Annotated in this window: 2 rRNA genes; both read left to right on the forward strand. The window is 57.3% G+C overall.

The annotated features are described in order from the left end of the window. A 23S ribosomal RNA gene (locus tag HNP98_RS21395) occupies positions 1–2,868 on the forward strand. 114 nt (positions 2,869–2,982) lie between these two features. Beyond that, positions 2,983–3,094, forward strand: a 5S ribosomal RNA gene (gene rrf / locus HNP98_RS21400). The last annotated feature ends 2 nt before the right edge of the window (positions 3,095–3,096 follow it).

The raw sequence follows: 3,096 nt of genomic DNA on the forward strand, positions 1-3,096 counted from the left end.
GAAAGAAGGACGCGATAAGCTGCGATAAGCCGGGGGGAGGGGCACATGCCCGCTGATCCCCGGGTTTCCGAATGGGGCAACCCCGCGACTGGAAGAGTCGTGAGCCGACCGGCTTGACCGGCGGCGGCAAACGCAGGGAACTGAAACATCTAAGTACCTGCAGGAAAAGAAAATAACAATGATTCCCCAAGTAGTGGCGAGCGAACGGGGAGGAGCCCAAACCGCGGCGGTTACGGCCGCTGCGGGGTTGTAGGACTGCGAGATCTGATTGAACCGAGTTAGCCGAAGCGCGTGGGAAAGCGCATCAGAGAGGGTGAGAATCCCGTAGGCGACAACTTTGGTTCACGGTAGCAGGATCCTGAGTAGGGCGGGGCCGGAGAAACCCCGTCCGAAGCGAGCGGCACCATCCGCTAAGGCTACATACTCCTGAGACACCGATAGTGAACTAGTACCGTGAGGGAAAGGTGAAAAGAACCGGGAATACCGGAGTGAAAAGAACCTGAAACCGTGTGCTTACAAGCAGTCAGAGGGCTTTAGTGGCCTGATGGCGTGCCTTTTGCATAATGAGCCTACGAGTTACTCCTCCCCGGCAAGGTTAAGCGCTTTTAGGCGCGGAGCCGCAGCGAAAGCGAGTCTGAACAGGGCGCGTAGTCGGGGGGGGTAGACGCGAAACTTGGTGAGCTACCCATGACCAGGATGAAGGTGCGGTAACACGCACTGGAGGTCCGAACCAGTTTCCGTTGAAAAGGATTTGGATGAGTTGTGGGTAGGGGTGAAAGGCCAATCAAACTGAGAAATAGCTCGTACTCCCCGAAATGTATTGAGGTACAGCGTCGGCGTAGAGCTTACTGGAGGTAGAGCTACCGATAGGACTAGGGGGTGTCAGAGCCTACCGAATCCTGACGAACTCCGAATGCCAGTAAGTATAGCCGGCAGTGAGGCCTGGGGTGCTAAGGTCCCCGGCCGAGAGGGAAAGAACCCAGACCAACAGCTAAGGTCCCTAAATCTAGGTTAAGTTGAACAAAGGAGGTCCGATTGCTTTGACAGCCAGGAGGTTGGCTTGGAAGCAGCCATTCCTTTAAAGAGTGCGTAACAGCTCACTGGTCGAGCGATCGGGCGTCGATAATACGCGGGCATCAAACCTAGTACCGAAGCTTTGGATGCAACCTGCAAGACGGTTGCGTGGTAGGGGAGCATTCTTCTTGCGGAGAAGCCGTCTCGTCAGGGGCGGTGGAGCGTGGAGAAACGCATATGTAGGCATGAGTAACGATAATGGGGGTGCGAAACCCCCACGCCGATAGACCAAGGTTTCCAGCTCAACGCTAATCGGAGCTGGGTTAGTCGGGACCTAAGGAAAAGCCGAGAGGTGTATTCGATGGCCAGCTGGTTAATAGTCCAGCACCAATGAACAGCAGTGATGCAGTGACGCAGAAGTGAAAGCACCGCGGGCGGACGGAAGTGCCCGTTGAAGGGCGTAGGTAGTGGGAGGGTAGTTAAGTACGCCCACCTAGCCGAAACCTGATAGTACCGCACGGCCTTCGGGCCACGCGGATAGTGTGCCTAATCCGACTGCCAAGAAAACCTGCTAAGCGTTTTAACCTGTTTATTGCCCGTACCGCAAACCGACACAGGTGGTCAAGGAGAGTATCCTGAGGCGCTCGAGTGAATCACGGCCAAGGAACTCGGCAAAATGGACCTGTAACTTCGGGAGAAGGGTCGCTTCCTCTGGCGCAAGTCAGAGAAGCCGCAGTGAAAAGGCCCAGGCGACTGTTTAACAAAAACACATGGCTATGCCAACGCGCAAGCGGACGTATATGGCCTGACACCTGCCCGGTGCCGGAAGGTTAAGAGGGGAACTTAGTCGCAAGGCGAAGGTTTGAATCGAAGCCCCGGTAAACGGCGGCCGTAACTATAACGGTCCTAAGGTAGCGAAATTCCTTGTCGGGTAAGTTCCGACCTGCACGAATGGTGTAACGATCTGGGCGCTGTCTCAGCCGTGAGCTCGGTGAAATTGTAGTCTCGGTGAAGATGCCGAGTACCCGCCACGGGACGGAAAGACCCCGTGCACCTTTACTATAGGTTGCCATTGGTGTTGGGTTCGGCATGTGTAGCATAGGCGGGAGGCGCTGAGCCGGGGCCGCTAGGTCTCGGGGAGCCACCGTTGAAATACCGCCCTTGCCGTGCCTGATGCCTAATCCGCGCTGCGGAAACAGTGGCTGCTGGGTAGTTTGACTGGGGTGGTCGCCTCCAAAAGAGTATCGGAGGCTTTCAAAGGTCCGCTCAGTCCGCTTGGTAACCGGACGCAGAGCGCAATAGCAGAAGCGGGCTTGACTGCGAGGCCCACAAGCCGAACAGGGTCGAAAGACGGATATAGTGATCCGGCGGTTCCGCATGGAAGGGCCGTCGCTCAAAGGATAAAAGGTACGCCGGGGATAACAGGCTGATCTCCCCCAAGAGCTCATATCGACGGGGAGGTTTGGCACCTCGATGTCGGCTCGTCACGTCCTGGGGCTGGAGAAGGTCCCAAGGGTTCGGCTGTTCGCCGATTAAAGTGGCACGCGAGCTGGGTTCAGAACGTCGTGAGACAGTTCGGTCCCTATCTGTGGTGGGCGTTGGATGTTTGACAGGACCTGTCCTTAGTACGAGAGGACCGGGATGGACCAGCCGCTGGTGCGCCGGTTGTACCGCCAGGTGCAGCGCCGGGTAGCTACGCTGGGAGGAGATAAGCGCTGAAAGCATCTAAGTGCGAAACTCACCTGGAGATGAGACATCCCAATTGGAAGGGCCGTGGGAGACGACCACGTGGATAGGCGGCAGGTGAACAACCAGAAATGGGATAGCCGAGCCGTACTAATGGCCCGAGGGCTTCGCAGATTTTCGCTGGCGCGCGCCACGCGCTTCGTTTTTGTCCCCTTGCGTCGAGTTATTGAGGGCTGCGTTCCTGCGCGAGCAGGGCAACAGAACGCCGCAGCCCCCGCCAGCAATGGTGGCTTTAGCCCGGGTGTTCACCTCTTCCCATTCCGAACAGAGCCGTTAAGCCCCGGTGCGCCCATGGTACTGCCTTCACCGGTGGGAGAGTCGGTCGCCGCCAACTTT

This window comes from Hymenobacter caeli (assembly GCF_013294115.1).
Taxonomy (GTDB): domain Bacteria; phylum Bacteroidota; class Bacteroidia; order Cytophagales; family Hymenobacteraceae; genus Hymenobacter; species Hymenobacter caeli.